This window comes from Ruegeria sp. BI12, from assembly GCF_056537985.1.
Genome location: NZ_JBQFSL010000001.1, coordinates 1,053,349 through 1,077,411, shown reverse-complemented (window position 1 = coordinate 1,077,411; position 24,063 = coordinate 1,053,349). Strand labels below are relative to the sequence as shown.

Sequence of the window (24,063 nt, the reverse complement as noted above, 5' to 3'; positions counted from 1 at the left end):
ACATATTCAAAACCCGGGCGAATGCCGGGCGCAGTCGTTTTAAGTGCGCGTCAGCCTAATGACCAAGATGTGAATGTGAATACCTAGTACTACGTAGGGGATAGCGTTTTTGGTGTTTTCCCGGGCGCAAACTGTGACAAATACAAAATATTACTGCGCTCTAACCCTCTCATATGCGCCAATTCACCAAAAATTTTGCAATTTCCCGCCTGCTTGCGTATCGATTCGCCTATGAGGGGATTCCGTAATCTGATCTCGCTGACCTATGGCCAGAAATTGTCGCTTGTGGCGGCGATCCCTCTGGTCGTCGCAGTCGCCGCGATTGCGTTCTTCGTGGTTCAGGAATCCCGGGCAACCGCCGAACGCGAAATTGAAGCGCTTGAGCGGCGACTGATTGAAGCCAAGAAAGAAGAGCTTAAGAACTATGTCACGCAGGCTCGAAATGGGTTTGCCTATATCTACGGACGGGCATCCACAGAGGATAAGGTCGCGCAGAACCTTGTGACGCAAATCCTGTCAGCGATGATCTACGGTAAGGACGGGTTCTTTTTTGTCTATGACTATGACGGCAACAATCTCGTCAGCCCGCGCCAGACCGAATTCATCAACCGGAACTGGGAAGGGCTGACCGATAGCGACGGCATCCCTGTTGTGGACGAATTCATCAGCCTGGCCCGTCAAGGTGCGGGCTGGCACAGTTTCATGTGGCAAAAACCTTCGACAGGCGAAGAGGCACAAATGATCGCCTATGTGGTCGGCCTGCAAGATTGGCGGTGGGCTGTCGGCACAGGAGTTTTCATCGACGACATCGTCGCGACAGTCGCCAACGCGCGGGCCGAGGTCGAGGCCCGCGTGCAACGGACGTTCTCGTATATCGGCGCTATTGTTCTTGCTGCGGTGTTGGTCGTCTTCGCCTCGGGCATGTTGCTGAACGTCCGCGAACGCCGTCTGGCAGATGCCAAACTCAAGGAACTGACACAGCGGGTTTTCGACGCGCAAGAAGAAGAGCGTGGCCGCGTGGCGCGCGAACTTCATGACGGCATCAGCCAGATCCTCGTAGGCGTGCGCTATACTCTGGACAATGCGCGCCGCCGTTTGTCGCGCGGTGATGACGACGGTGCGCGCGAGCCGCTGGACAAGGGGATCGATACGCTTGGGTCCGCCATTACCGAAGTCCGCCGCATCAGCCGAGATCTACGGCCCGGCGTTCTGGACGATCTGGGCCTTGGCCCTGCCCTCAAGGCTCTGACCGACGATTTCTGTGAACGCACCGGGATCGAGACCGAATTCTCAACCGTGGTGTTCCGCAATCGGCTGGATCAGGATAGCAAAATCGCCCTCTACCGTATTGCTCAAGAGGCATTGACCAATATTGAACGCCACTCCGGCGCGACCCGTGTTACAATCGACCTGCGCGGCCACAAGAAAGGCGCGACAATGCGGATAACCGACAATGGCCGTGGGTTACGCACCACTCCTGATCCGGCTAACCCCGGTATCGGCCTGCGCAATATGCAGGAACGGATCGAACAGCTTGACGGATCGTTGCGCATTCTGTCATCACGCGCCCCACGCAGCGGCACGGTGATTGAGGTCAGCCTGCCCCTCAGCCACATGCTGCCGCCGCAAGAAGACGCAACGCCTAACCGAAAGGCCGGTACATGAGCGATCAGACAATCCGGGTTCTTATCGTCGACGACCACCCGATGGTCGCCGAGGGGATTCAGTCAATCCTTGAAAGCTATGATGAGATCGAGGTGGTCGGAACGCTGAGCAGCGGACAAGAGGCCGTTGATCAGGCCACCGATCTGGCACCGGACGTGATCCTGATGGACCTCAACATGCCCGGCCTTGGGGGACTAAGCGCGACCGAGATCATCCTCGAACGGCTACCTCAAACACGCATTCTGATCCTGTCCATGCATGACAGCCGCGAATACATCTCGACCGCGCTCAGCCACGGTGCCAGCGGGTACGTTCTCAAGGACGTTCCCACAGACGAGATCAAACAGGCAATCGACGTGGTGATGCGTGGTGAGCAGTATCTTTGCACCGGGGCCAGCGGATCGCTGCAGCCCAAAGGCGACAGCGCTCGTGAAGCACTAACCGGACGTGAACAGACAATCCTGCTGGAACTGGCACAGGGCAAATCCAACAAAGAAGTCGCCGCAGCGCTGGATATCTCTGTTAGAACCGTTGAAACGCACCGCAAGAACATCAAGCGCAAATTGGGGATTTCATCCACCGCCGGCCTGACCCGCTACGCGCTTGAACATGGCGTTTTGCAGGGCACAAGCCCCGGCTTTTGACCCCGCAGCGCGGCCCGCGCTGCCCGGCCCAACCGAAGGAGGTGCGCCAATGGCGCATCGACGGCGGGCGGGAGCCTTTGGCCTTATGACCTTGGTCGAATGTCCTCACCGAAAAATACCAACGTTCCATCCTCGTCGAGGACGTGAAACTCGCGTTGCAGATACGGTTGATCAAACGGCGCTCGCACGCGCCCTTCGGGTAGATCGGTAAGCCCTTCCTTCAGACTTTCATAAAGATCGTCAATTCCGTCTACGTCGATGTAAAAAGACTGATCGTCCCCTAATGCACGACCATCTTCACGGGGTGGGCATTCCAACAGCCGGATGGCGACTTTGCCGCGCGACAGAAACGCATAATTGTCTTGCCTGAAACCGCAGGTGAACCCCAGCCGGTCGCAATAGAAATCAATCTGATTTTGAAGGGAAGAACACAAAACGAATGGTGTAAGTTGTAAAATTTCAGGCACGTTAGCCTCCGGTTTCCAACGTTCCGACATCCCGCAACATAACACAGGTCAATCCAACAGACGATCCTGTCGCAACCCCTCACGCTTGTGATGGTGTGGCAGAACGCGCCCATATAATTGGCGTGTTCGTTCAACCCCGCCACACATGCCTTCGGCTTCGACAAAGGAAAAGATGCCGACATAACGGCTGCGTGCGCCTTTGACCGGCGCGACCCGGTGCAGCGCGTACCTGCCCTTGAAAACCTGCAGATCCCCGGGTTGCAACTCCAACGTCCTGACCAGCGCCCGGTTTCCGTCCAGCACAGAGGCCACGGACGAAAAATTTTCATCCTTAGAACTGCGCAGGTTCGGCACGTATTCAAAAGCCCCACCCGCTTCGCCATTCTGAATGGCCAACGTCACCGTGTAGTTGTTGGTATCGAAATGCCAGGGAAAGCCCTGCCCTTCCTCGACCACGTTCACGATCACGTCCGCCAGCGGATCGTCATAGCGAAAGAACCGATCTACCGGCTCATTCAGCCCATCGCGTATGAAGGGCAAAAATCCCTCGAATTCATAGATACGGCGCAACGGGCCTGATTTGGTAAAATTGTCTGCTGGAACGAAGGCATTTGACCGGTCATAGAACCGACGTATCGGGTGATTACTATCCAACCGAGGGTCGTCCCGTGTGAAATAGGCGTTGGTGCGGTTGAACGAACGATGCGCCCGATTGGCCACTGAGTCCGCCTCTTTCAATAGCAGCGCCAGCCCCTCGGGATGAATAAAACCGGGCAGAACGGCGCAGCCGTCCTGGTCCAACTCTCGGCGCAGATCATCAATCAACCGATCATATGCGCGCGAGCCCGGGCAATCGATCGGATATCGCCCCAGATCTATCAGATCGTGGATCATCCTCCGCCTCCCTTTTTTGTTCGGTCAATCTCAGCGTGCAGCAGTCAAAACCGCCCATCATGCTTGTTTCGGACATTGCGATGCCGCTTTTTGACCGCCCTCGAGGCAGCGGTTTGGGCGCAAAAGAGGGGGTTTTTCCTGAATATTCCCCGCATGCGTCAATCCGCGCAATAAAATGTCGCAAAATTCACCCTGCGGGTTAGAAAATTGGTGCAATTGCCTGTTGACGCCCCTTTCCTCGGCTCATAATGTCCCTGCACGCAAAGAAGGAGCCTCTGGCGATGAGAACGCTAGTCGTAATCGTAGGAAACACGCGCATGGGCCGGTAACGGTAAACCATAATCTAACCCATGCGCCTCCGAAAATCTCGGGGGCTTTTTTTTGTCAAACGCAAGACACATGTCGCGAACGGAGCAAAGCAGATGACACGTGAGATGACCGGCGCAAAGATGGTAGTTCAGGCCCTCAAGGATCAGGGCGTGGACACGGTATTCGGATACCCCGGCGGCGCCGTGCTACCGATCTATGACGAAATCTTTCTGCAAAACGATATCCGTCACATTCTGGTGCGGCATGAACAGGGCGCGGTTCACGCAGCCGAAGGCTATGCGCGGTCAACCGGCAAACCCGGTGTTGCCCTTGTGACCTCTGGCCCCGGCGCAACAAACGCTGTGACCGGCCTGACGGATGCGCTGCTGGATTCGATCCCGATTGTGGTTCTGACCGGACAGGTTCCAACGTTCATGATCGGCTCGGACGCGTTCCAGGAAGCCGATACCGTCGGCATCACCCGCCCCTGCACCAAGCACAACTGGTTGGTCAAGGACACGAACTCGCTGGCTGAAACGATGCACGAGGCGTTCCACGTTGCCACCTCGGGTCGACCCGGCCCGGTGCTTGTCGACATTCCCAAGGACGTCCAGTTCGCCTCGGGCGAGTACAGCACTCCGAACCCCTCTACCTCGCATTACCAGCCGGTTTTGAAAGGCGATCTTGAAGAAATCACCGAACTGGTTGCCGCAATGGAAACCGCGAAGAAACCCGTCTTCTATACCGGCGGCGGCGTCATCAATTCCGGAGCGGCCGCCAGCCAGTTGCTGCGGGAACTGGTCGATGCAACCGGCTTTCCGATCACTTCGACGCTGATGGGTCTGGGCGCCTACCCGGCGTCGGGCAAAAACTGGCTTGGCATGCTGGGTATGCATGGCCTTTACGAGGCCAACCTGGCGATGCACGACTGCGACCTGATGATCAACATCGGCGCACGTTTCGATGACCGCATCACCGGGCGGATCGACGCGTTCTCGCCGAATTCGAAGAAGGCACATATCGACATCGACCCATCCTCGATCAACAAGGTGATCCGCGTGGACATTCCGATTGTCGGGGACGTGGCCCACGTGCTTGAGGATATCCTCAAGGTCTGGAAGGCACGCGGTCGCAAGACCGATGCCGCCAGCGTTCAGCAGTGGCAGAACCAGATCGGCGACTGGCGCAAGGTCAATTGTCTGGCCTACACCAACAGCGAAAAGACAATCAAACCGCAATACGCGCTGCAACGTCTTGAGGAACTGACCAAAAACCACGACCGTTACGTGACAACCGAGGTCGGTCAGCACCAGATGTGGGCCGCGCAGTATCTGGGTTTCGAAGATCCAAACCGCTGGATGACCTCGGGCGGTCTGGGCACAATGGGCTATGGCTTCCCAGCCTCTATCGGGGTGCAAATGGCGCATCCTGACGCATTGGTCATCAATGTTGCGGGAGAGGCATCGTGGCTGATGAACATGCAGGAAATGGGCACTGCGGCACAGTACCGCCTGCCGGTGAAACAGTTCATTCTGAACAATGAACGCCTGGGCATGGTGCGCCAGTGGCAGGAACTGCTTCATGGCGAGCGCTATTCGCATTCCTGGTCCGAGGCCCTGCCCGATTTCGTCAAACTCGCTGAGGCATTTGGTGCCAAGGGCATCCTGTGCTCCGACCCGGCAGATCTGGATGACGCGATCATGGAGATGATCAATTATGACGGCCCGGTGATCTTTGATTGTCTGGTTGAAAAACACGAGAACTGCTTCCCCATGATCCCGTCGGGCAAAGCGCATAACGAGATGTTGCTGGGCGAAGCCGAGACGCAGGGCGTGATCGACTCCAAAGGCTCGGTTCTGGTCTGACAAGTTTCGACGGATTTTGTCGGGCGCCCCGGCGCCCGGCCATCACTGGATTATGAAAGGGACATAAATGTCTGCCCTACATATCAAAAAAGGCGCAACACGCCATTCCGCCTATAACCTACGCCCCACCTTCTCGGACGTGCAGGAACGCCATACCATCGCGGTTCTGGTCGAGAACGAACCCGGTGTTCTGGCCCGCGTTATCGGGTTGTTCTCGGGCCGTGGCTACAACATCGAAAGCCTGACCGTCGCCGAAGTTGATCATACCGGCCACCTGAGCCGCATCACCATTGTAACCACGGGCACCCCTCAGGTGATCGAGCAGATCAAGGCTCAACTGGGTCGGATCGTCTCGGTGCGGGACGTGCATGACCTGACCGTCGAAGGCTCATCGGTCGAGCGCGAACTGGCCATCATCAAGGTTGTCGGCGCAGGTGACAAGCGGGTCGAGGCACTGCGTCTGGCCGATATCTTCCGCGCCAGCGTCGTCGATAGCACGTTGAATTCGTTCATCTTCGAGATCACCGGTGCCCCGGACAAGATCGATGCTTTCGCCGACCTGTTGCGCCCGCTGGGTCTGGTTGAGATCGCGCGCACCGGCGTGGCCGCCCTTCTGCGCGGCGATTGACTTTTGTCCCTCGCCCCGAAGTGGTGGGGCGAGGGAAACTCCCACAACGTGCTCAATACACAACGGCATGTTGCTTATGCGCATGAATGCGCCGAAAAGATCATACAAAATGACATAAAGTCTATTGCGTTTACCTGCCCCAACGTTAACGTCGGGGTGTAGCGTGGTGTTGGGATGCGCCAGCTAGGGTCCTCAGTACGATTGAGAATGCATGAACGGCCATTAGGTCGGGTGCGTCGCGCTTTTGGAATTACACTCTGGAACCTGGGACAGAAATGACCATGAGTATCCGCAGTCCTGATGAATTGCGCCGGATGTTCGGCGCCAATCTGCGACAATTGTCGCGGCAATATTCGTCCGTCTCCGAGCTATGCCGACAGCTTGGCATCAACAGAACCCAATTCAACAGATATCTGGCGGGCGAGAGCTTTCCCCGCCCCGATGTTCTGGATCGCATGTGCCGGTTCTTCGAAGTCGATGCTCGTATCCTATTGTTACCGTTGGATGAAATTGAAACGCCTCCGGAACATCCCGCAGCCTCGGCCCTGACCGAGTTTTTGGGATCCGGCCCCTCGACACTGACCGAAAACCTGTTGCCGGCGGGCTTTTATTACGCAACCGAAACAGGGCTGGACGGAAGTCCCATGCCACGGCACCGTCTGATCCACACGCGCCGCTTGCCGCAATGCACGTTGGTGCGCAGCTATGAGCCGGAAAATGAAGGGATACCGACGGACACAACCAGACGTGAGGTACAGGGCATTGCTGCCTGTGCCGGGCGCCAGATCTTTATCCTAATGTCCAGCCGCGCAGCCCAAAACAGCCGTATCTACCTTGTGACGCGCGGCGCTGAGGAAAACTCCGAGCGGTGGCGTGGAATTGCAATCTGCCTGTCCAAAACAAACGCCCAAGCGACCACAATGCGCCGGATTTCGCTAGATTATCTGGGTACTCAAGCCAAGGCCGCGCTGCCAGCGGCGCGCGCAGCCAAGCGGTTCAAGCAAAGCGCCGCTTAGGTCTTTTAGGCGTCTTTCCCGCCTCCTGCCAGAGTGATCAGGCGATACAAATGCCAGCTGGCATGCCCCAGTAACGGCAGCACTATAAGCAGTCCCAAAAACCACGGGATCATTGCCAGAAATGTCACAACAGCCACGAACACCCCCCACCCCAACATGACCGTCGGGTTCGCACGGACATAGGCAAAACTTGCGATCATCGCGGTCACGAAGTCCAGTTCCCGGTCAAGCAACATCGGAATTGATAGGACTGTGATCATATAAAGAATGATCGCAAAAATGGCCCCCACGACGCTTCCGACAGCCAGCATTGTCAGGCCATTGGGCGTCAAAAAGACTTCAAGCGAACTGGAAACGTTGGTCATGGTCGACAGCCCCATGAACAGCGCAAAGATCATATGGCCCAGAAAGAACCAAAACAGAAAAATCACTACGATGATCGCGCAGATGGACGGCAATTGACGGCGGCTCTGTTGCACGACCACGCCGAAAACCTCTTTGAAATTCAATGGTTCACCCTGTTCCAGCCGGTGTGACACCTCATAAAGTCCCACTGCTGCGAATGGGCCAAGCAAAGGGAAACCGATCGCGGCCAGTACCAGCCAATAAGACGTCTGAGTCTGCACCGTGATCCACGCCATAGCCCACCCCGCCAGCACATAGAACGCACCGAACAATAACCCCAAAAAAGGCGCGCGACGGAAATCCGCCCAGGCCCGGCGCAACGCCTCGCGCAGCATTTCGGCATTCACCGGTCCCATATCCGGGACCCCAAAGGGTTTTTCCATGCTCTGTTTCTCCTCCCTTTTTCCGGCGTTCTCCTCAAGCCGGTTGTTTTTGAGGCCACCTTGTTGCGGCGTGATATGTGGCTCCGATCGCAAGTATACGCGCATCCGCCCCACGCGGGCCAAAGACCTGCATACCCATAGGTAACCCGCCTTCCCCAAAACCCACCGGAACCGACAGACATGGCAATCCAATCAGACTGACCGGAACCATGACCTGCATCCAGCGGTGATAGGTATCCATGCTTTTGCCCGCGATCTCAGGGGGAAACGGAACCGAAAGCTCAAATGGCCAGACCTGCGCGGATGGCAGGATCAGCCCATCATACGCGTCAAACAACTCCGCCGCTCGTCGGAACCAATCCGATCGTACAACACTCGCCTGATGCACTTGCATCGCTGTCAAGGCTTGTCCGCGGTCCAGCTCCCATTGCGCCGTGTCTTTCAACTGTGCCCGCTGTTCTGACTGCGCATCCAGGCCAGCCGCCACGCTCCAGGATCGCAACGTCGACCAGCTTTCAAACATATGTTCCGCATCAAACGGCGGGGCGACGGGTTCAACCTGCGCCCCCAACTGCACGAAAACGGACAGGGCGTCCCGGCACAGGTCCAAAATACCGTCTTCAAACGGGAACGCTCCACCCCAGTCGCCCAACCAGCCAATTCGCATGCCGGATAGATCCGCCGCTTGTACCGGGGACACTGCCGGGTTGTGCGGGGTTGCAGGATGACGCGGGTCCGGTCCTGATATCACGTCCAACAGGACACCCAGATCTTCAGGTGTTCGGGCCATTGGACCAAGCGTGGACAACTGGTGAAAGAACACGTCCCCCGCCGGTTCAGGTGGTACGCGCCCCCAGCTGGGACGAAACCCATAGACATTGTTCCAGGCTGCTGGATTTCGAAGACTGCCCATCATGTCCGAGCCATCCGCCAGAACTACCATCCCGGTCGCCAGTGCAACGGCCGCCCCGCCCGAGGATCCACCGCACGTCTTAGAGTGGTCATATGGGTTACACGTTGCACCATAGACAGGATTGAATGTGTGCGAGCCCAAACCGAATTCTGGCGTATTCGTTTTGCCGATCAGGATTGCGCCCGCAGCGCGCATCCGCGCCGCTATCAGATCGTCCTGGTCCGGGACATGATCGCGAAACAGCGGGGATCCTTGCGACGACACTACTCCGGCGACATTCACCAGGTCCTTGACCGCAATCGGCAACCCATGCAGTGGCCCCATCACCGGCCCCTCATCCAGCGCGCGCGCTTCGGCCATCAAAGCCTCCTCGTCACGCAGGGCAACAATCGCATTCAGGGGCCCGTTGACTGATCTGATACGATCCAAGGTTGCAAGCATCAAATCAGAGGCAGAAAGGCGTCGAGCCGAAAGCTCAGCCAGCAAAGCAGTCGCGGTTGTCTGGCTTAAATCCATTCGGCACCCATCGCATTCTGTGTTCCTAAGTCGCGATCAGCCTAGCGGGGCCACAACACCAATTAAACCCGTGTTTTACATATACCTTTTACCACGCGCACATCGGCGCGCGGGTCCCTTTCTGTCTGAATGTATCCCAGGGGAAACTACGCTTGCGAAGAAAGGGCAGCGCACCTTACGCTAATCAGCTGTCGCCTTGAGCCTCGGACCGGCTTTTTCCCGCAACATCCATTGCAAGCGTCGCGGCCATGAACCCATCGAGATCGCCGTCCAGAACACCCTTGGTATCCGAGGTCTCATGGTTGGTACGCAGGTCCTTCACCATCTGGTAAGGCTGCAAAACATAGGACCGGATCTGGTTGCCCCACCCCGCGTCGCCCTTGGCCTCATGCGCGGCGTTGATATCGGCATTGCGGCGGTCCAGCTCCTGCTGGTACAGGCGCGATTTTAGGGCTTTCATAGCAATATCACGGTTCTGGTGCTGTGACTTCTCAGAACTCGTCACAACGATTCCGGTCGGAATGTGCGTGATCCGCACCGCCGAGTCCGTAGTGTTCACGTGCTGACCACCTGCACCCGAAGACCGGTAGGTGTCGATGCGGATATCCGAGGGGTTCACCTCGATCTCGATATTGTCGTCAACCACCGGATAGACCCAGACCGAGCTGAACGACGTATGCCGCTTGGCTGCCGAGTCGAATGGAGAAATGCGCACCAGACGATGCACGCCGCTTTCGGATTTCAGCCAGCCATAGGCGTTGTGACCCGAAATCTTGTAGGCGGCGGATTTGATGCCCGCCTCTTCTCCGGCCGTCTCGGACTGCAGCTCGACGGTATAGCCCTTCTTCTCCGCCCAACGCACATACATGCGCGCCAGCATCGATGCCCAGTCACAGCTTTCAGTGCCACCGGCGCCCGAGTTGATTTCGAGGAACGTGTCATTACCATCGGCCTCGCCGTCCAGCAACGCTTCTAGCTCTTTCTTGGCGGCCTTCGCCCCCAATTTCTGAATGGCATCTTCGGCGTCAGTGACGACCTCTTCGTCCTCTTCCATCTCACCAAGTTCGATCAGCTCGATATTGTCGCTCAGATCGGTCTTGATCGACTCATAGGTTTCAATGGCGTCCACCAACATCTGACGTTCGCGCATCAGTTTTTGCGCGTTCTCGGGGTTGTCCCACAGGTTGGGATCTTCGACCCGCGCGTTGAATTCCTCAAGACGATGAGGGGCGGTCTCATAGTCCATGCGCTGCGCCAGCAGCTCCAGCGACTTTTCGATTTCCGCCACGGTGTTCTGGGTTTCGGCGCGCATGGTCTTGTCCCAACTTGCTCAATCAGGCCTGCGTGATAGCAAGAGGCGCGGGCCACCACAAGACAGGCGAGACGGAATGCAAAACGCGCTGAACGAGTTTCTGACAAGATGGGATTTGCAAGACCCTCAGCTCGTTGCGGATACCGGCCATGCTTGCGTGTGGAAGGTCCGGACTTTGGACAATACGTCTGCGGCCCTCAAGATCTATCGTCGCCCAAACCGCGGGAATGAAACAGCCGGCCCACATCTGATGCGCCTTTGGCGCGAACGGGGCGCTGTGAACGTGCTGGCCGAAGCTCGCAATGCCGTTCTGACCGAGTGGCTTGAAGGACCATCGTTGGCAGACATCGCCCGGTCAGGCCGCCCGGATGAAGCTGTACTTGGTCTGGCGACAGCTGCGGGTCGATTGCACGAAAATCCAACGGTCAATGGAACCGGGCTGAAAACGTTGCATGAGGTTTTCGCGCCGATTTTCGACTGCCAGTTCTCAGACGACTGCCCAACCCGGCTGAGGGATGACATGGTTCACGCGATCAGCATCGGCCGCCACCTGCTGGACACGCAAGAGACCATTGTTCCGCTGCATGGGGATCTGCATCATGACAATGTGATTGCAACGCCCGCTGGGCATCGGGTCTTTGATGCCAAGGGGTATATTGGCGACCCAGCCTTTGAACTGGCCAATGCCCTGCGCCACCCCAATGGCATGCCTGAACGGGTCCGCCGACCTCAACAGATTGCGTTCGGCCTAAAGCTTTACGCGAACGCCATGCACGTCGCCGAGCCTCGACTTGCCAAATGGGCGGCTGCGAAATGTGCCTTGTCGATTTTCTGGCGCGCGGACGGAACCGTCACATACGATGCAGAAGCAGATTTGTTGCATCTGCTTCTGCTGGCAAATGATCAGTAAAGACCACCCGTTGAAAGGTCACCCTGGCTGGCATTCGGACCAACCGTCACTGTGTTGCCCGTCGACGTGGTCACCTGACGGCCCGAGCTGGCTTCTTCGAACAGTGGCAGGTCGGAACCCATTGCAAATCCACCGTCGTAGACGCGGTCAATGAAGCCGTCGACGCCATCGCGGAAATACTCGGCCACAACATAGTCGCCCGATGCATCAGCCGGCAGCCGCGCGCCGCTAAAGCGGTCGATCTTGATGAAATGGCCACCTTCTGGCACCTCAAACGGACCACCACCGTATTTCTCGACGGCTTTCTCCATAAAGCTCTGGAAAACGGGACCGCACATCGTGCCACCATATGCCCCCCGCCCCATCGGGCGCGGGCGGTCGTAGCCAATATAGCAACCGGCAACGATGTTAGAAGTAAAGCCGATGAACCACGCATCCTTGGACTCGTTCGTTGTACCCGTCTTGCCCGCAGTCGGCACCGGCAGGTTGACATGGGCCGACGCGGTACCGCGATCCACGACGCCTTTCATCATCGACGTCAGCTGATACGCGGTAATCGCATCCATGACCTGGCTGCGGTTGGTCTCGATGGTGGGCGACTCATCCGGTTCAATCCATGCCGAGTTACAATCCAGACATTGCCGGTCGTCATGGCGATAAATCGTCTTGCCGAACCGGTCCTGAATACGGTCGACCAGCGTGGGCTCTACGCGCTCGCCGCCATTGGCGAACATCGCGTAGGCTGCCACCATTTTATACAGAGTTGTCTCTTCGGACCCCAGCGAGTTCGCCAGAAACGCACCCATACGGTCATAGACGCCAAAGCGTTCCGCGTAACCGGCCACGACCGGCATGGTTACCTCTTGCGCCAGACGAATGGTCATCAGGTTCCGCGATTGTTCAATCCCGGTGCGCAGCGGCGTCGGACCATAGAACTTGTTCGAAGAATTCTTGGGTCGCCACAGCCCCTGCGGCGTGTTCACTTCGATCGGGGCGTCCACGACGATGGTCGCTGGGCTGTAACCACTGTCCAGCGCAGCGGCATAGACGAAGGGTTTAAAGCTGGAGCCGGGCTGGCGCTGCGCCTGCGTGGCGCGGTTGAACACCGAATCCTGATACGAGAACCCGCCCTGCATCGCCAAAACACGGCCCGAGTTCACGTCCATCGCAACAAAGCCGCCCTGCACTTCGGGCACCTGCCGGGCGGACCACTGGCCTTCCTCTCCGGCCATGACCAAAATGACGTCACCGCGCTTGAAGTTCGCCGCAAAATCACCTTGCATCCATTTGATGTCAGCACGCGGGACGATGCCGTCTGCCGGACCGTCCTCGATCCCTACGGTCAATTGCTGGTCACCCACATTCAGAACAACGGCCGGATACCACTGAGTCGGCAGCACCACGTCGCGGGGAATTTCCATGATGGCCAAAGCTTCGCGCCATTGCGCCTCATCCGCCAGTTTTTCTTCTGGGATCACCTCGCCCGTACCACGCCACTTCCCACGTGAACGGTCGTACTTCTGCAACGCGGTGCGCAAGGCCTTGGCTGCCTCAAGCTGCATTGCCTCGTCAACAGAAGCCCGAACCGCGAAACCGCCGGTAAAGAATTCACCCTCGCCGAAATCCTCGCTCAGTTGGCGGCGGATCTCGTCCGTGAAATAGTCACGCGGCGGCAACGCCGTACGGAAACTTTCGAAATCTCCGTTCTGGACCGAGCGGAGGGGCATTTCGACTTCGACCTCATAGGTCGCTTGATCGATATACCCGTTCTGGTTCATCTCGCGCAGGACATAGTTCCGGCGCGCCAGCAGGCGGTCCTTTTGCCGAACCGGGTGATAATCCGAAGGCGCCTTGGGCATCGCGGCCAAGGTTGCGGCCTCGTGCGGTTCCAGTTCCTGCAAAGTCTTGTTGAAATAGGTCTGCGCAGCAGCGGTCACGCCATAGGAGTTCTGACCCAGAAAGATCTCGTTCATGTAAAGTTCGAGGATCTGTTCCTTGTCCAGCGTATCCTCAAGCCGGGTGGCGAGGATGATTTCCTTAATCTTTCGTTCGGCGCGGCGGTCACCGGATAGCAGGAAGTTCTTCATCACCTGCTGAGTAATGGTCGAGGCACCACGTACATTCTCACCCTTGGACTTCACCGCCTCAACACCGGCGGCAATGATACCGCGGGGGTCATAGCCCTGATGGGTGTAGAAATTCTTGTCTTCCGCTGAGATAAACGCCTGCTTCACCAGATCGGGGATTTCCTCGGACGGTGTGAACAGACGGCGTTCCTGCGCGAACTCGTCGATCAGCTGGCCTTCGCCCGAATAAATTCGGCTGATCGTCGGTGGCTTGTATTGTGCCAGCGACTCGTGGCTGGGCAGATCGCGCCCATACATCCAAAAGATCGCGCCGACGACCAGCGCGGCCATAAAGATACCCAAGGTCACGAGGCTGAAGATCGCCCCGAAAATCGAAAGAATGAAACGGATCACGTTACTGCCTTTTACTCGCGGTGACGTCTATATAGTGATGGCCCGGCGCAGGGTCAAAACACGATGGCCAATAATAGCCGGTTTATGTCGCAGGGTCACTGACCAATCAGGGATCGTTTTATCAGGTCTTCTTGCCGCCATTTCTTCAACCCATCCACTATGCCTTGCGCCATACCTACGCGCCATTCCGGGTTTCGGATGTTCTTCAAATCGCGCGGACTGGACAAAAACCCAAGCTCGACCAGCACCGAAGGGATGTCCGCCGCCTTAAGAACAGAGAATGAGGCCGTGCGGATCGGCCTGCTGTTCATCGGGCCGCCCTGCTGGGTCATGCCATCAGCCAGCGCCCGAGCAAGCGCGTCGGTTCGGGGTTTCGTTTCCTGACGGGCGATATCCAGCAATACGTCGGCCACTTGATCATCTGCGCCGCTCAGATCAATGCCCGAGATCAGATCACCCCGGTCATGCCTTTCGGCAAGTTTGTCACTGGCCACATCCGAAGCTTCGTCGGAGAGCGTATAAACCGCGGCACCATGCGCTCGCCCTTCGGAGAGAATATCCGCGTGTAGTGAGATAAACACGTCTGCTCCCGCTCGATGCGCCAGCGCAATGCGCCGCTCTAGCGAGACGAATTGGTCATCAACACGCGTCATGACGACCTCGAACCCTCCGGTCCGCAACAGATGTTCGCGAAGCTCGCGCGCGAAGGTCAACATCAAGGTCTTTTCGTCTGAACCGTCGACCTCGGCCCCTGGATCAATGCCGCCATGACCCGGGTCGAGCATGACCCGCAACGCACCTGATCCGCCACGGCGCGGTTGGGCCGGGGTCACCGCAGGCTCTGGCAAATCCCAGCCTTGTTGACGGGGTGCGCCTGCGCCAGCCGCGAATGTATCGAAATCAGTTCCTTGCAGGAGCAGTGATAGCTGCGCCCCTCCGGTCGATTGATCAATTTTCATCTCGGCGCGTTCGACCCCCAAAGGTGCGCCCAAATCCAGAACCATCCGTGACCAGCCGGGAACATATGCTCCGAATTGAACCCCGCTGATACGATCAGTCTTCAGAAAGGCCTCCCGGTCAAGTCCTGTCCAGTCAACCTCTTGAAAATCCAGTACCATTCGGTAGGGATCTTGCAACGTGAAGACGCGGTAAGGGACACCCTGGGTTAGGCCAAGATCGACCCGCACCCCGGCGCGACCTTCGTCCACAATTCCGCTGTCATCCGGCAATACGCGTGCAAGCGCGCTGAAGTCATGCGCGACGGCAGCCGTCGAAAGCGCCCAGAAAAGCGCAATGGCGTAGATGATCCTGCTCATGGCCTCAAGTTTTCCCGAGATCGTTTGTCTGGCACCCTATCGCATCCGGGGCCAATTGTGAACGGCTCAAGCCTGTTCCTTGATTGCGCCGCGTTCCATCATAAACCCGTGCAGACGTTGCAGCCCCTCTTCGATGTCTGCCGTTGATCGGGCGTATGAAAACCGCAGCGTCGTATGGCCGCGCAGCGGGTCGAAATCCAGACCGGGCGTGACGGCCACACCAGCCTTTTCCAGAATCTCGGCTGCAAAGGCGCGGCTGTCATCGGTCAGGTCCGAGACGTCAGCGTAGACGTAGAATGCCCCATCGGGCGGCGCGATATTGGTGAAACCGGCATTGGGAAGCCCTTCCAGCATCAATGTGCGGTTGCGGCGATAGACGTCCAGGTTGGTTTGCAATTCATCGTCACAATCCATCGCGGCAAGTGCTGCCATCTGACTGGCGTGAGGCGCGCAGATGAACATGTTCTGGGCGATCCGTTCGACCACACGCACCTGATCCTCGGGGACCACCATCCAGCCGACGCGCCAGCCTGTCATCGAGAAATACTTGGAAAACGAGTTGATCACGTAGCACTCGTCCGTCAGTTCCAGCGCGGTAACAGCTTTGGCCTCATATTCCAGTCCGTGATAAATCTCGTCACTGATGAACGAAGCGCCCTGCCCCTGCGCGGCCTCGATCAGCGCGCCCATGGCTTTGTGATCCAACATCGTTCCGGTGGGATTGGCCGGAGATGCCACCATCAAGCCCTTCAGGTCGAGCCCCGCAAAATCGGACGGGACAGGTTGCAAGCGGTTCTCAGGCGCGGTCGGAAGGTCGATCGGCACCAATCCAAGAGCCTTTAGAATCTGCCGGTAGGACGGATAGCCCGGCGCGCCAATGCCCACGCGATCGCCGCTGTCAAACAAGGCAGTAAAAGTCAGCAGAAACCCACCGGATGATCCCGGCGTGACCACAACGCGTTCGGGGTTCAAGTCGACATTGTACCATTCGCCATAAAGCCGTGCGATCCGTTGGCGCAGTGCCGGCAGCCCCAAAGCAACCGTATAACCCAGCGGACCTTGATCCATCTCTTTGGCCAGGGCATGAATGGCCCCCTTTGGCGCACCGGTTCCCGGTTGTCCAACCTCCATGTGGATGATGTGGCGTCCAGCCTCTTCGGCGCGGCGCGCGGCCTCCATCACGTCCATCACGATGAAGGGATCGACCCCGGATCGGGTTGAGTTTCTCATGCCCATCTCCCATGTTGCAGCCATGGCTTTTGAACGCTTATCCAGGCTGGCGTCAATCCCGGCCCTGTTACTGTTTGCAGTGACATGGATGGTCAGTGCGTTTCAGTCCAACGCTCAAAGCCTGATCCGGGACCCCGACATTGAACATGGACTGCGTGAACTGGCCTTCCCAATTCTGCGAGCCGCCGGATTAAACACCAACCGAGTGAAAATTCTGGTCGTCAACGACAGTACGTTCAACGCGTTTGTCATTGATTACAACGCGATATACGTGAATTACGGGCTGATCCTGACCGTCGAAAGCCCGGAAATGCTGCAGGCCGTGATTGCGCATGAGGCGGCCCATATCGCCAATGGCCATCTGGCCAGGCGGGTCGAAAACATGCGCGCCGCACAACGCAATGCGCAGCTGGGCACGGCGCTGGCCTTGATTGCCGCAGCTGCGGGTGGTGGTGAGGCCGCCGCGGGAATCGCCGCCGGCACAAGCGCCGCTGCCCTGCGCGGTTTCCTGGGGCACACACGGGCCGAAGAGGCGTCGGCGGATCGTAGTTCGGCCAGCTACCTGCGTGCGGCAGGGATTTCGCCCAGCGGGATGGTCGCCTTGCATCAAAAATTCGCAGGTCAGGAGTTGTTGAACACCACCAATCAAGACCCCTATATGCGATCCCATCCTACCAGCCGCGAACGCCTGCGCGCGGCTGAGGCCTTTATGGGCGAATTCAGCGATCATGCCCAACCAAACCCAAACGCCGACTACTGGTTCGCGCGGGTCAAGGGCAAGCTGTCCGCCTTTCTCCGCTCGCCAGGCTGGACCCTGCGCCGGTCCAGGGAAGAAGACGCGCTAGACATACGTTTGATGCGCGAAGCCGCCGCCCATCACCAGAACCGCGATCTGGCCCGAGCACGGGCGGCAATCGACGGCGCTTTGGAAGTCCGACCCGATGATCCGTTCTTTTATGAGCTAAAGGGGCAAATATTACTGGAAAACAGAAAGTTGGATGACGCTATTAAAGCGTACGGGCAGGCAGTTGAGATGGCCCCGAATGATCCACTTCTCCTGGCGGGTTACGGGCGCGCGTTGCTGGCAGATGGGCAAACGACCGACGCCCTCAAGGTGCTTGAAAAGGCGCGCGCACGGGACTATCGCAATGCACGACTGATGCAGGATCTTGGCGTGGCTTACGCCGAGGTCGGAAATAATGGCATGGCTTCGGCTGTGACCGCAGAACGTTATGCCCTGCAAGGCCGGTTGGCCGATGCAGGCATCCACGCAAGACGCGCCGTCGGGCAATTGCCCGAAGGTTCACCAGGTTGGCAACGGGCACAGGATGTGCTGATTGCCTCAGAACGAGCGAAGAAAAAGAAAAGGAACCGGAAATGATCCTCAGACATGCTGCACCCGCCCTTCTGGGGCTTTCCCTGATTACCGGCCCCGCGCAGGCCCTGGACCTGAGCACCATGAGCGATGCCGAACGCGAGCAGTTCGGCGCGCAAGTGCGCGAGTACCTTCTGGAAAACCCCGAAGTGATCATCGAAGCAATCAACATCCTTGAACAGCGCAACGCCGCTGCCGAAGCCGCCGCAGACAAGGATCTCGTTGCGGCCAACGCAGACGAGTTGTTCAACGATGGCTATAGCTGGGTTGGCGGCAACCCCGAAGGCGACATCACCCTGGTCGAGTTCATGGATTATCGCTGCGGCTATTGCCGCCGCGCCGTGCCCGAGGTCGCAAGCCTGTTGGCCGCGGACGGCAATATCCGCCTTGTAATCAAGGAATTCCCGATCCTGGGCGATGCTTCGGTTCTGTCATCGCGGTTTGCCGTCGCAACCAAACATGTTGCCGGGGATGACGCGTACAAACAGGTGCATGATGCGTTGCTGGAATTCGGTGGCGAGCCGTCTGAAGTTTCGCTGCGCCGCATCTCGGACGGCCTTGGTCTGGACAGCGATGCGATAATTGCAGCAATGGACAGCAAGCAAGTTTCTGAAGAAATCACACGGACCCACGCCCTGGCGCAACGTATGAACATCTCTGGGACGCCTTCATTTGTTTTGGGCACCGAAATGCTGCGTGGCTTCCTGCCAGCCGATCAGATGATACAAATTGCGAACGGTGTTCGGGCGGACCAGGGTTAACAAACTACGGGGCATCTCAGGTTGAGGTGTCCCAATATCGCCAATAAGTTAGGTTTCCCGCGATGAACCGACGGAATCTTCTAGTTGCCGGTGGGGCATTCGGTGTCATGAGTCTTTCAGGTCAGTCCTATGCCCAATCAGCTTCAGGCTTTTTTGTGCCTGCCGAAGAGAAGCCGCATCAACGAACATTCATGCAGTGGCCGGTTAGCCGCAAGGTCTACCGAGATTCCCATCATCTCGGCGTGGTGCAACAGGTGATTGCCGATGTTGCCAATGTGATATCCGAATTTGAACCTGTGACGATGCTGGCTGCGGCCGAACATCACGCGGGCGCGCGCCAAAAGCTGTCTGCTTCCGTCGATCTGTGGGATGTGCCAACCGAAGATCTCTGGTGCCGCGATTCTGGCCCGGTCTTTGTGATCAACGAAGACGGCGGCATCGCTATCCGCCAAATTCAATTCAACGGGTGGGGAAAAAAGCAAGTTCATAAACACGACGCGCGCATCGCCGCCCTGGTGGCTGAACAACTTGGCCTGCCTCTCCTGCCCTCTGGCCTGAACGGCGAGGCAGGCGGTGTAGAACAGGATGGTCACGGGCTGCTGATGGCGCATGAAAGCTCGTGGGTGAACGACAATCGCAATCCTGGTCAATCCCGCGCAGTTATTGAGGCCAAGCTGCTGGACGCCTATGGGGCGGACCGCATGATCTGGTCAGAGGGCGTTTGGGGCGAGGACATCACTGATTACCACATCGACAGCCTCGCACGTTTTACCGGACCCGGTCGCGTCCTGCTCAACCTGCCAGATGAACCGGACATGGAAGACCCCTTCCATCTTGCAGGGTTGGACACGCATGACCAGCTAGTGGCGGAAGGTTTGCAAGTAGATGTCATTCCAGAACCGGTCAGACGACGGGTCAATGACTCAGAGTTCGTAGCATCTTATGCAAATTATTATGTGTGCAATGGGGCCGTCATCATGGCTCAGTTCGGCGACGATGAAACCGACACTATCGCGCGCGACGCCCTGACGAGCCATTATCCAGGGCGCGAAGTCGTGACATTGAACGTCGATATATTAGGCGAACTTGGTGGCGGTATTCACTGCGCAACACAACAAATGCCCGCCGTCTAAGTTGGCCCGAGGGTCAATGGTGTCAACTATTCCGCCGCCTCAGCCGCAGCATCCAGTTCAGCAGCCTTTTTCTCGACCTCTTCGACGATGTGGTCGATCATCTGATCGTTGGACATCTTGTGGCTGGCCTTGCCGGCCAGATAGACCATGCCGGACCCTGCCCCACCGCCGGTGAAACCGACATCTGTCATAAGCGCCTCACCCGGGCCGTTCACCACGCACCCGATAATCGACAGGCTCATCGGGGTCTTTATATGTTCCAAACGCTGCTCCAGCGCTTCGACTGTTTTGATAACGTTGAAGCCTTGCCGCGCGCAGGAGGGGCACGAGATTATGTTCACGCCGCGATGGCGCAGGCCCAGAGATTTCAAGATCTCATAGCCCACCTTGATCTCTTCGACTGGGTCGGCGGACAGGCTGACGCGGATCGTGTCACCAATCCCCATCCACAACAGATTGCCTAGCCCGATGGCGGATTTGATGGTGCCTGACACCAGTCCGCCCGCCTCGGTGATGCCAAGATGGATCGGCGCATCCGTGGCCTCGGCAATGCCCTGATAGGCTGCGGCCGACAGGAAAACGTCGCTGGCCTTCACGCTGATCTTGAATTCGTGAAAGTCGTTATCCTGCAGAATGCGGATGTGTTCCAGCCCGCTTTCGACCATCGCCTCGGGGCAAGGCTCGCCATATTTCTCAAGAAGATGCTTTTCCAGGCTGCCCGCGTTCACTCCGATGCGGATTGAGCAATTGTGGTCCTGCGCGGCTTTGATGACCTCTTTCACGCGCTTTTCGTCACCGATATTTCCCGGGTTGATCCGCAGGCACGCAGCGCCCGCTTCGGCGGCTTCGATACCGCGGCGGTAGTGAAAGTGAATGTCGGCCACGATAGGAACCGGGCTTTCGCGCACAATCTCTTTCAAGGCTTTGGACGACGCCTCGTCTGGGACGGACACGCGCACGATATCTGCGCCCGCTTCGGCCGCTGCCTGAACCTGAGCTACTGTCCCGGCAACATCCGTTGTCAGCGTGTTCGTCATCGTCTGAACAGCGATGGGCGCGTCGCCCCCGACCGGAACGTTCCCAACCATGATCTGACGGGATTTGCGGCGGTAGATATTGCGCCACGGACGGACGTGATTGAGGGACATGAGGACGGGTCCAAAACAGCTTGAGTTGCGTCTTTAAATAGTCCGCCTACCGGGCCACCGCAATGGTCAGATCATTCTGCCGGGGCTTCCGGTACTTCCGCCTGCAATTCGGCCACCAATTGTTTGAGGGCGCTGTTCTGTTCGGCCTCCAAATCGGCAACCTCATAGCGTTCCGCAACTGCATCCTTGGACAGCAGAACCCCTTTGGTCACAGTGCCAGGCGCACCAACCGGTCCGAAGTGTTCGCCGTTCATCGAGAAATAAACGGAACCTGAAGCCCCTGCGCGCAGTTGCGGTGGTTCTTCAGTCAGGGGAATTTCAAAGGTATTACCCTGCTCGACCGTGCCCAACGTGCCTTCAAAGAGAACACTTCCATCTGCCGCACGAATGCGCATCCAAGACGGCGCAACGGCCACAATCTTCAGCGCGGTATCAACCTGTTCGACGACTTGCGGCAATGCGGGGCGCTCAACAGTGTGCACCTCGGCCACTTCGATTTTGGGCGCTTCCGGCGGGCGGAACGTGCCGACAGTACGTGGGTCCAGCGTTGCAATGGGTGCATCGCGTGCCACAAGAACCGGAACATCCAGCGCTTGTGGGCGATAGAGACGATCCAGCGCTTCGGGGGTCGGCGCTGTGGAATCTGCTGCTTCGGCAATTTCTATCGGTGCACGGGCTGCATCCAACGGGTCGAGATCGGACAGAACCACCGGGGCCTGTTCAACCGGGCTCACCTGAACCTGTTGGATTTTGTTCAATACGGCCCAACCGCCATAGCCAATACCACCAATCACGGCCAGCAGGACCAGAGACGACCCAATGGCGCGCGGCTCAATCTGGCTGACCAGAGATTCCCTACCCGGGATGTAAGGTGTATTCGGCGAGATGAACGGATCGCGACCCATCGGTCCACGCGCAGGCAACCCGCCCGACGGTTTGCGTACGACCGAAGCTTCGGCCGACATACCATGGGCTACTTCAAATCCGCTTTCGGCACAGAAGGTAGCAAAGGTTTCATCCGGGTTCATGCCCAGATAACGCGCATATGAACGCACATACCCGGCGATGAAGCCGGGTGTATCAAACGCATCGGGATCCGCGTCTTCGATTGCTGCTATGTAGTTGGCTTTGATCCGCAGTTCGCGCTGAACATCCAGAAGAGACTTGCCCATGGTCGCGCGTTCTCCGCGCATCCTGTCGCCAAGTCGCACCTCATAGTCGTCAAAGCCCTTTGGCCTGACGTCCGTGTTTTCTTCGGAATCGCGCTGTGATCTGCGCCCAATCATCCCTGCTGCCCCATTCTGCCTTGCGCGTGTTACACGCCAACGGCGAATCGCCCACTTAACGATTCGTGCGTCTCTTTTGTTAGCGTAAGCTTAACACGCGACAAACGCATTGCACACTTTGGCGTGAGGTTAACCTGCAAGTTCGGCGCGATTTAGCGCACAATGTGACCAAAGTTCGTCCATCGCCTGGATCAATCGGTTCATTTCACCCGGTCCATGTATCGGTGACGGGGTAAAACGCAGGCGTTCGGTACCACGCGGCACAGTCGGGAAATTGATCGGCTGAACGTAGATACCGTGATCATCCAGCAGTTTATCGCTGAGGATTTTGGTGTGCACAGGGTTGCCAACAATCACCGGAACGATGTGGCTGCCATGATCGATAAGCGGCAGGCCCATCCCCTTCAGACGCAATTTGAGAATCTTGGCTTGGGTCTGGTGCTGCTCGCGCAGTTCAGATGCGCCTTTGAGGTATGCAACCGATGCTGCCGCGCCCGCTGCTACAGCCGGCGGCAAGGACGTTGTGAAGATGAAACCCGGCGCATAAGAACGCACCGCATCACACATTTTCTCGCTGGCGGCGATATAGCCACCCATCACGCCATAGGCTTTGGCCAAAGTGCCGTTGATGATGTCGATACGATGCGCAAGGCGATCACGTTCGGTCACACCACCACCACGCGGGCCATACATACCGACAGCGTGCACCTCATCAATATAGGTCAGGGCACCAAACTCGTCGGCCAGATCGCAGATCTCCTCGATCGGACCGAAATCGCCATCCATCGAATAGACGGACTCGAACGCGATCAGTTTGGGGGCTGCGGGATCGTCGGCCTCAAGCAATTCGCGCAGATGCGCAACATCGTTGTGGCGGAAGATGCGCTTGGCACCGCCGTTGCGGCGTACACCTTCGATCATCGAGGCGTGGTTCAACGCATCCGAATAAATAATCAGGCCGGGAAAAAGCTTTGGCAACGTGCTAAGCGTCGCGTCATTGGCAATATACGCACTGGTGAACAGCAGCGCGGCCTCTTTGCCGTGCAGATCAGCCAGTTCAGCCTCAAGCTGCTTGTGATAGACAGTGGTGCCCGAGATGTTGCGCGTTCCGCCCGACCCCGCACCGGCTGCGTCAACGGCATCATGCATTGCATTCAAAACAACCGGGTTCTGGCCCATACCTAGGTAGTCGTTGCCACACCACACCGTGATGTTCTGTTGCGAGCCGTCTGGGCGCGTGCGTACAGCATGCGGGAAATGACCGTTCTGGCGTTCGATATCGATGAAGGTACGATAACGACCTTCATCATGCAGCCTGGCAATCGCAGAATCGAGCTGAGCAGTATAGTCCACCAGTTTCTCCTTATGCGCCCGACAAAAACTTGCTGTTTGCCGAACCCTTTATTT

General features: G+C 57.7%; 20 protein-coding genes. 9 read left to right on the top strand and 11 right to left on the bottom strand.

Features of this window, described 5'->3' with window-relative positions; genetic code table 11:
* Nucleotides 1-231 precede the first annotated feature (231 nt).
* Together ACR0AK_RS05575 and ACR0AK_RS05570 are read left to right on the top strand one after the other, a co-directional pair.
* Nucleotides 232-1,665, top strand: a complete 1,434-nt coding sequence (locus ACR0AK_RS05575) for a cache domain-containing protein (protein WP_170564416.1) — start codon at nucleotides 232-234, stop codon at nucleotides 1,663-1,665.
* Nucleotides 1,662-2,309, top strand: coding sequence for a response regulator transcription factor (locus tag ACR0AK_RS05570; protein WP_170564419.1), 648 nt, complete (start codon nucleotides 1,662-1,664; stop codon nucleotides 2,307-2,309). Before ACR0AK_RS05575 ends, ACR0AK_RS05570 begins: the two co-directional genes overlap by 4 nt.
* An 83-nt stretch (nucleotides 2,310-2,392) precedes the next feature.
* Here the strand turns inward: ACR0AK_RS05570 and ACR0AK_RS05565 are convergent, their stop codons facing one another.
* Both ACR0AK_RS05565 and ACR0AK_RS05560 read right to left on the bottom strand, forming a co-directional pair.
* The gene (locus tag ACR0AK_RS05565; RefSeq protein ID WP_170564423.1) at nucleotides 2,393-2,776 is read right to left on the bottom strand and encodes a bleomycin resistance protein; all 384 of its coding nucleotides are present in this window, start codon (nucleotides 2,774-2,776) and stop codon (nucleotides 2,393-2,395) included.
* A 48-nt stretch (nucleotides 2,777-2,824) separates the two neighbouring features.
* Nucleotides 2,825-3,670 carry a HalD/BesD family halogenase gene (locus tag ACR0AK_RS05560; RefSeq protein WP_480792652.1) on the bottom strand — a complete coding sequence of 282 codons (846 nt, stop codon included), beginning with the start codon at nucleotides 3,668-3,670 and terminating at the stop codon, nucleotides 2,825-2,827.
* A gap of 422 nt (nucleotides 3,671-4,092) precedes the next feature.
* Here ACR0AK_RS05560 and ACR0AK_RS05555 point away from each other — a divergent pair, with 422 nt between their 5' ends.
* The 3 genes from ACR0AK_RS05555 (at nucleotide 4,093) to ACR0AK_RS05545 (ending at nucleotide 7,488) form a co-directional block, all read left to right on the top strand.
* Complete coding sequence (locus tag ACR0AK_RS05555) at nucleotides 4,093-5,844, top strand: acetolactate synthase 3 large subunit (protein WP_480792651.1); 1,752 nt, start codon at nucleotides 4,093-4,095, stop codon at nucleotides 5,842-5,844.
* A gap of 67 nt (nucleotides 5,845-5,911) precedes the next feature.
* Nucleotides 5,912-6,472: an acetolactate synthase small subunit gene (gene ilvN / locus ACR0AK_RS05550; RefSeq protein WP_480792650.1), complete on the top strand. Its 561-nt coding sequence runs from the start codon at nucleotides 5,912-5,914 to the stop codon at nucleotides 6,470-6,472.
* Nucleotides 6,473-6,753: 281 nt separating this feature from the next.
* Entirely contained in the window at nucleotides 6,754-7,488 is a 735-nt protein-coding gene (locus ACR0AK_RS05545; protein ID WP_480792649.1) for a helix-turn-helix domain-containing protein, read from the top strand.
* Between the two features lie 5 nt (nucleotides 7,489-7,493).
* Here the strand turns inward: ACR0AK_RS05545 and ACR0AK_RS05540 are convergent, their stop codons facing one another.
* The 3 genes from ACR0AK_RS05540 to prfB all read right to left on the bottom strand — a co-directional run bounded on the left by ACR0AK_RS05540 (nucleotide 7,494) and on the right by prfB (nucleotide 11,017).
* Nucleotides 7,494-8,276: a DUF2189 domain-containing protein gene (locus ACR0AK_RS05540; protein WP_480792648.1), complete on the bottom strand. Its 783-nt coding sequence runs from the start codon at nucleotides 8,274-8,276 to the stop codon at nucleotides 7,494-7,496.
* A gap of 34 nt (nucleotides 8,277-8,310) precedes the next feature.
* Nucleotides 8,311-9,705, bottom strand: a complete 1,395-nt coding sequence (locus tag ACR0AK_RS05535) for an amidase (protein WP_480792647.1) — start codon at nucleotides 9,703-9,705, stop codon at nucleotides 8,311-8,313.
* Nucleotides 9,706-9,889: 184 nt separating this feature from the next.
* Entirely contained in the window at nucleotides 9,890-11,017 is a 1,128-nt protein-coding gene (gene prfB, locus ACR0AK_RS05530) for a peptide chain release factor 2 (protein ID WP_170564443.1), read from the bottom strand.
* A 76-nt stretch (nucleotides 11,018-11,093) separates the two neighbouring features.
* Between prfB and ACR0AK_RS05525 the strand changes: the two genes are divergently transcribed.
* Nucleotides 11,094-11,927 (top strand): aminoglycoside phosphotransferase family protein, encoded by an 834-nt coding sequence (locus ACR0AK_RS05525; RefSeq protein WP_480792646.1) that lies wholly within the window; start codon nucleotides 11,094-11,096, stop codon nucleotides 11,925-11,927.
* On the opposite strand, the gene ACR0AK_RS05520 is transcribed toward ACR0AK_RS05525, so the two are convergent.
* From ACR0AK_RS05520 to ACR0AK_RS05510, 3 genes are all read right to left on the bottom strand, one after another.
* Nucleotides 11,921-14,407, bottom strand: coding sequence for a penicillin-binding protein 1A (locus tag ACR0AK_RS05520; protein WP_480792645.1), 2,487 nt, complete (start codon nucleotides 14,405-14,407; stop codon nucleotides 11,921-11,923). The two genes, ACR0AK_RS05525 and ACR0AK_RS05520, sit on opposite strands and share 7 nt — an antisense overlap.
* A 95-nt stretch (nucleotides 14,408-14,502) precedes the next feature.
* Complete coding sequence (locus ACR0AK_RS05515) at nucleotides 14,503-15,723, bottom strand: N-acetylmuramoyl-L-alanine amidase (protein ID WP_480792644.1); 1,221 nt, start codon at nucleotides 15,721-15,723, stop codon at nucleotides 14,503-14,505.
* 66 nt (nucleotides 15,724-15,789) lie between these two features.
* Nucleotides 15,790-16,953 (bottom strand): pyridoxal phosphate-dependent aminotransferase, encoded by a 1,164-nt coding sequence (locus tag ACR0AK_RS05510; protein ID WP_480792643.1) that lies wholly within the window; start codon nucleotides 16,951-16,953, stop codon nucleotides 15,790-15,792.
* Here ACR0AK_RS05510 and ACR0AK_RS05505 point away from each other — a divergent pair.
* From ACR0AK_RS05505 to ACR0AK_RS05495, 3 genes are all read left to right on the top strand, one after another.
* Nucleotides 16,952-18,334 (top strand): M48 family metalloprotease, encoded by a 1,383-nt coding sequence (locus tag ACR0AK_RS05505; RefSeq protein ID WP_480792642.1) that lies wholly within the window; start codon nucleotides 16,952-16,954, stop codon nucleotides 18,332-18,334. The two genes, ACR0AK_RS05510 and ACR0AK_RS05505, sit on opposite strands and share 2 nt — an antisense overlap.
* A complete protein-coding gene (locus ACR0AK_RS05500; RefSeq protein ID WP_480792641.1) occupies nucleotides 18,331-19,089 on the top strand; it encodes a DsbA family protein in 759 nt (252 codons plus the stop codon). The genes ACR0AK_RS05505 and ACR0AK_RS05500 overlap by 4 nt, the downstream gene beginning before the upstream one ends.
* A gap of 62 nt (nucleotides 19,090-19,151) precedes the next feature.
* Nucleotides 19,152-20,222, top strand: a complete 1,071-nt coding sequence (locus ACR0AK_RS05495) for an agmatine deiminase family protein (RefSeq protein ID WP_480792640.1) — start codon at nucleotides 19,152-19,154, stop codon at nucleotides 20,220-20,222.
* Between the two features lie 26 nt (nucleotides 20,223-20,248).
* Here ACR0AK_RS05495 and ispG read toward each other — a convergent pair whose 3' ends face one another.
* The 3 genes from ispG to hemA form a co-directional block, all read right to left on the bottom strand.
* Entirely contained in the window at nucleotides 20,249-21,370 is a 1,122-nt protein-coding gene (ispG, locus tag ACR0AK_RS05490; RefSeq protein ID WP_170564464.1) for a flavodoxin-dependent (E)-4-hydroxy-3-methylbut-2-enyl-diphosphate synthase, read from the bottom strand.
* Between the two features lie 71 nt (nucleotides 21,371-21,441).
* Nucleotides 21,442-22,656, bottom strand: coding sequence for a helix-turn-helix domain-containing protein (locus ACR0AK_RS05485; protein ID WP_480792639.1), 1,215 nt, complete (start codon nucleotides 22,654-22,656; stop codon nucleotides 21,442-21,444).
* Nucleotides 22,657-22,785: 129 nt separating this feature from the next.
* Nucleotides 22,786-24,009, bottom strand: coding sequence for a 5-aminolevulinate synthase (gene hemA / locus ACR0AK_RS05480; RefSeq protein WP_170564471.1), 1,224 nt, complete (start codon nucleotides 24,007-24,009; stop codon nucleotides 22,786-22,788).
* Between the last annotated feature and the right edge of the window lie 54 nt (nucleotides 24,010-24,063).

Coding starts and splice junctions, on each gene's coding strand:
- ACR0AK_RS05560 (WP_480792652.1), bottom strand. CDS start 3,670: ATGATCCACGATCTGATAGATCTGGGGCGATATCCGATCGATTGCCCG.
- ACR0AK_RS05555 (WP_480792651.1), top strand. CDS start 4,093: ATGACACGTGAGATGACCGGCGCAAAGATGGTAGTTCAGGCCCTCAAG.
- ACR0AK_RS05570 (WP_170564419.1), top strand. CDS start 1,662: ATGAGCGATCAGACAATCCGGGTTCTTATCGTCGACGACCACCCGATG.
- ACR0AK_RS05485 (WP_480792639.1), bottom strand. CDS start 22,656: ATGATTGGGCGCAGATCACAGCGCGATTCCGAAGAAAACACGGACGTC.
- ispG (WP_170564464.1), bottom strand. CDS start 21,370: ATGTCCCTCAATCACGTCCGTCCGTGGCGCAATATCTACCGCCGCAAA.
- ACR0AK_RS05545 (WP_480792649.1), top strand. CDS start 6,754: ATGAGTATCCGCAGTCCTGATGAATTGCGCCGGATGTTCGGCGCCAAT.
- ACR0AK_RS05500 (WP_480792641.1), top strand. CDS start 18,331: ATGATCCTCAGACATGCTGCACCCGCCCTTCTGGGGCTTTCCCTGATT.
- ACR0AK_RS05540 (WP_480792648.1), bottom strand. CDS start 8,276: ATGGAAAAACCCTTTGGGGTCCCGGATATGGGACCGGTGAATGCCGAA.
- ACR0AK_RS05505 (WP_480792642.1), top strand. CDS start 16,952: ATGCCCATCTCCCATGTTGCAGCCATGGCTTTTGAACGCTTATCCAGG.
- ACR0AK_RS05575 (WP_170564416.1), top strand. CDS start 232: ATGAGGGGATTCCGTAATCTGATCTCGCTGACCTATGGCCAGAAATTG.
- ACR0AK_RS05495 (WP_480792640.1), top strand. CDS start 19,152: ATGAACCGACGGAATCTTCTAGTTGCCGGTGGGGCATTCGGTGTCATG.
- ACR0AK_RS05510 (WP_480792643.1), bottom strand. CDS start 16,953: ATGAGAAACTCAACCCGATCCGGGGTCGATCCCTTCATCGTGATGGAC.
- ACR0AK_RS05525 (WP_480792646.1), top strand. CDS start 11,094: ATGCAAAACGCGCTGAACGAGTTTCTGACAAGATGGGATTTGCAAGAC.
- ACR0AK_RS05535 (WP_480792647.1), bottom strand. CDS start 9,705: ATGGATTTAAGCCAGACAACCGCGACTGCTTTGCTGGCTGAGCTTTCG.
- prfB (WP_170564443.1), bottom strand. CDS start 11,017: ATGCGCGCCGAAACCCAGAACACCGTGGCGGAAATCGAAAAGTCGCTG.
- ACR0AK_RS05515 (WP_480792644.1), bottom strand. CDS start 15,723: ATGAGCAGGATCATCTACGCCATTGCGCTTTTCTGGGCGCTTTCGACG.
- ilvN (WP_480792650.1), top strand. CDS start 5,912: ATGTCTGCCCTACATATCAAAAAAGGCGCAACACGCCATTCCGCCTAT.